Source organism: Bradyrhizobium sp. (genome assembly GCF_016462955.1).
GTDB lineage: Bacteria > Pseudomonadota > Alphaproteobacteria > Rhizobiales > Xanthobacteraceae > Bradyrhizobium.
This window is the reverse complement of sequence record NZ_JAEMSD010000366.1, coordinates 2,769-6,989: the sequence shown is the minus strand read 5'-3', so window position 1 is coordinate 6,989 and position 4,221 is coordinate 2,769. Positions and strand designations below refer to the sequence as shown.

The 4,221-nt window shown below is 58.1% G+C and carries 5 protein-coding genes; all 5 read right to left on the bottom strand.

The window, feature by feature from the left end; genetic code table 11:
- The coding region (locus tag JHD07_RS28375; RefSeq protein WP_291628195.1) for a hypothetical protein at window positions 1-599 on the bottom strand (599 nt) is incomplete at its 3' end.
- A 3-nt stretch (window positions 600-602) separates the two neighbouring features.
- A complete protein-coding gene (locus JHD07_RS28370; RefSeq protein ID WP_024342285.1) occupies window positions 603-1,187 on the bottom strand; it encodes a hypothetical protein in 585 nt (194 codons plus the stop codon).
- A gap of 4 nt (window positions 1,188-1,191) precedes the next feature.
- Window positions 1,192-2,088, bottom strand: coding sequence for a hypothetical protein (locus tag JHD07_RS28365; RefSeq protein WP_291628193.1), 897 nt, complete (start codon window positions 2,086-2,088; stop codon window positions 1,192-1,194).
- A gap of 122 nt (window positions 2,089-2,210) precedes the next feature.
- A complete protein-coding gene (locus JHD07_RS28360) occupies window positions 2,211-3,878 on the bottom strand; it encodes a hypothetical protein (protein WP_028139096.1) in 1,668 nt (555 codons plus the stop codon).
- Window positions 3,879-3,958: 80 nt separating this feature from the next.
- Window positions 3,959-4,221 (bottom strand): hypothetical protein (locus JHD07_RS28355; protein ID WP_291628189.1); only part of this gene is annotated, 263 nt, incomplete at its 5' end.

The window sequence follows — 4,221 nt, the reverse complement described above, 5'->3', positions numbered from 1 at the left end:
GACTCCTGTTCGGCCAGCCTGGGAAGCCGCAGACCGGGCGCGAGTTCGACCCCATCCGGAAACTGGGCAATCAATGCTGCCAGACGGCTTCGCGCTGCGCCGACCGCTGCGCCGAACCACAGCGTCTGCGGCCCGTCGATCCAACGCGCACTTCTCAGTTTCGGGGTTCGCGAAAGCACCTGCCGATAAATTGGAACGGCTACGACCCATCCCGCCAAAACCGTACCGATCGCGCGAAGCGGGAGCTGGATCGCCATGTCGATGCTGGTCAGCAATCGCCAAAATGCCTTTCCAAATGCAATTGGGTAATTCAAGCAACCGGCGACGTAGGTGGCCAGTTCGCGCAACCTCTCGCTTGCCTCGCCGCTCAAGACCAGGACAGGAGCGGCGGCATGGTGGGACATCACGATCAACCGCAGCATGGCCGCCAGGTCGAACGGCAACTCAACTTGATCGCGAGTAGACCAATAGAATGCGGGCACAATGGCGAACAGGATGAGGAAAGCCGTTGCGGCCGCGAGCAGAGCAAATGAAAGTCCTGCCAGAACGGCACCGGAACGGGACGCCACCGGCGTGAGTGGATGAGTAGGTTCCGACATAGTCTACCTTTCGCGATTGCGGTGGACGTCAACGATGGTACCGATGGGCAGGGACCCGTCGGTGTGCAAAGTCGTGGGGGAAATGCTGAACGAACTTTGGGCGCGTCCGAGATGCACCGCGATATCGTCGGGGCTGAGGCCTTGAGCTGTCACCGGGAAATTGCAATCTTCGGTCCAGCGATCGAGCCGGTTGCAGAGACCGACGTCGTCGGCGCTCAGGTATCCTGAGCTTGCAATTGCCCATCGCAATGGCCGATCCAATATTCCTGCGAAGATCGTGACCGCGATGACAATCAACGAAGCAGCACAGCAGACAAGCCAGAGCGGTGGCGGCCCGTCGGCCGGCCGATCCTGCGATTGGATCCGAATCGGGGCTGGTATTGCTGCCGGCAACGCGTCGTCGGTTCCCGCCGCTACCCGAGCCATAGTCGCGATTCCGGCAGGACCAATGCGGGTCAGCACCGCACGCGGAAGCTTGGCAATGTCGCGCGGTGGCATTTCCGCAAGTTTTTGACCGAGAACATCGCGCGCGGCTCTGCCGCGCCCGATGTTTTCATTCAGGCGACTGACGAGTTCGCTCGGAAACATTCCATTAGCGACCGGCATCGAACGCCCCCACAGAGAAGCCAGCAATGGCGCCGAGGCGCGGCCACACGACAGAGACAAATTCGCTGACGTAGCCCTGCAGCGCGGTGACCATCAGCCGGGACATACCCAATTTAGCAATCAGTGTCGCTTCATCCGCCATGACCGCTTCGGTAAAAGTCATCCCAGCGGACTCGAACAGCGGCCAGGCGCCCGCGGCAATTGCGGGTAGCGTGACGCGGCGGCGGTCTTTCAACAGCGGCACGATCTTGTCGTTGTAAATCTTGTGAGCTGGCGTACCCGCCAAGAATTTGAATCCTCCGTCGCGCAAGTTGAAAACCGGCACGATCTCGGCGTCCGGATGCACAAGCTGAAGCTCTTCCATCAGGTTAGCGCTCTGCGAAATTGCGCTGGGATCTGCCGTCATCAAGACCAGCACGATCGGACGGATACCCTGATCGACAAGAAATCGGTCGAACCTGGCGCGGGCCACGAAATTGAGGAAAGCGCGCTGGTTCTGTCCGGCGCCGACATCGATCACACCGATGGTCTCAGACTTGGCAATCGATTGAACCATTTCCTCGAGCGGCTCGAACACGCGCATTGAGGCGAGAAGATCGCTTCGCATATCTTCGGCGCCGGGCGCCTCGATCGTGATCGTCTTGTCTGGATAGAGCTGCGGCAGGGTCGGAGCCCGGTCGATCTGGGCGATACGAACATCCCGCTGGGCAGCGATGACGTCGACGATCAGGCGCCCGGTCAGGCTTTTGCCGACGCCGCCCTTCGGCCCCATCGTGTAGATTATGGTTGCGGCCGTACCCTTCAGCGCTTCCTTATGTGCGGTAATGACCTTCTTTTCCGCACGAGATTCGAGCTGAGGGGTGGACGGGGGTTTACTCGTCATTGCTTGCTCCTGATACGCCGAAATGGCGCATCAGGAGCAAACGACAGTTGCTGAAGGCCTTACCGGCCAACATCCCGAGATAAGGTCAGCACAACTGAAAAAATCGAACACCAATCAAAATATTATGCTGACCTGATCGCCGGAATTGGTTTGACCCGTTTTGTCACGTGTTCCCAGATATCTCGGATGTCTGGATGATTCGCGCTTAGCGATTCCAACAAGGAGAGGATGACTTCTTCATTCATGGTCGCGCCATGGCCGCGATTGAGTGGATATTCCATCATCTCAAGCGTGTGACGTTGCACCAGTGGCGCCAGCGTCGGAACGTCAAGTGGCATGCCGCCGGCATGGCGTTTGATGTCACGTTTGTAAAGAATGCCTTCCCTGTACCGCGCTTCCAGTTCGCGATACCAATCCTGGATCTCATTGAAAATCTGGCGCAGAAATTCGTTCCACAGATGCGGAGGCAGCGGTTCCATCAGAGCGGCGCTATACCAATCCATAAAAACCGCATACCCTCGCAGGGTCAGCATGTCATGCCGCAGAGCCCAGATTTTTGCGATCAGGATATCCCGTCCGGTCACCAATCTGGATTGAATTTCTTCGGTGGTTTCTGTACGGCCGGTCGTTTTTCGATCTTTGCGGCCCTTTCTTTGCTCCCCTTCAGAGATTTCCATAAGCCCCGCACCGATATCGAGATCGGTGCCGTGCAACTCCGGGATCGCCATGATAATCGACTTGGCGCAATCATAGCCGACGCTTGCCAAGTCCCATGCCGACTTCGTCAGCTGGTCAAAATTTCCTCGTTCCGACACTTCATCCTTGGATCGTGGAATGTTTCGAGCGAACCTGATCTGCTCGAACGGGACGCCGAGAGTAGGCGTCAAAAGCTCGAATATTCCAACGATGAAGCGGTTCAGTGGTGGTGCGTGCAGCCACTGCTCGATAGTCTTGTTGGAATGATTGACGTCGCCCGGCTCCGTCATGTGAAGTGCAATTTTAAGCAACTGCGTCGCCTGGCTAGCGCAAAAAGCGAGGTTCCGCCGTCCATCGTCGTCAAGACGGCGCTTAACGTCTCGCAAGCAGACGTGCTTCCCACGGCGAGCCCGATTGGCATTAGCCAATATGTCCACAGCTGCCGGGCTGAGCTCCCACGTCACGGGATCGATCCGAAGAAGCGACGTCTCACCAACCATGCCCGCGCGGGCCGTGAGACGATCGACAAGACGCGCGTTACTGGAATTGTCGTCGGTGATCATTCCGGGGTCGACAAAGCCGAATACCGTTCCTTCGCTCGCTGGCCCCATATTGGAGCCGCCCAAGCCGAGAGGAGTTTCGGCCGCGGCCGTTTGTTTAGCGATGTCAATTTGTCGCGCGTGCGACGCCACCCCGGATCCAAGCACCGCGCCTTTCTGGAGTTCGCGGATCGCATATAGCGATATGCTTGTTCGTCCCTTAACCCGAGACTTATCCGGCAGCTTGGACATGAAGTCTGACAGGAATTGCAGCTCAGTAACCACTCTCCCATCGACTTGAGAAGGCGGATGCGCATCGTCATCGGGGGATCGCTTATGTCTGACGTGACCCGAGCGATCCGCGCCCCAGGCAATTGCGTTCGCCAGATAGAATGCGATCAGCGGTCCCAAGCTCGCTACGACCTCATCGATCTCATTACGAGGACGGTAGCCATTTTCCGTCAGCTCCGCTCTGAATGCGTCCGCAAAGGCGGACACGGCCTCTGTCGCCCTTTCGCTCGCGTTGATGAGGAGAAGAATTTCAAAGTCAGTCATGGGTCTTCGTACTCAAGTGTCGGCGCCAGGCGACAGTATCGTTTCGATTGGCTGGCTCTGCGGTTCTCGATCGACCGAGCTTAGTCGTCATATTCTGTACGGGTCGCCTCGCTCAGTCTGCGAGCCTCAGTCAATCGTTGTGTCAGTCCGGTCAATAGGCGCGGCGCCGGCATCGCCACGGCTCCAGGAGATATCGCCGCACCCTTGTCATCGGATTTCGCTTGCGTCGGGCGCGGTAGCCGTCCGATCTCTTCCTCGCGCGCCCGCACATGAGGCGCGAAGCCGAGAGACGCCGCGTTGGCAGAATTCTTCAGTTGAGCGTTTCTTACGCGCAGAAATACCG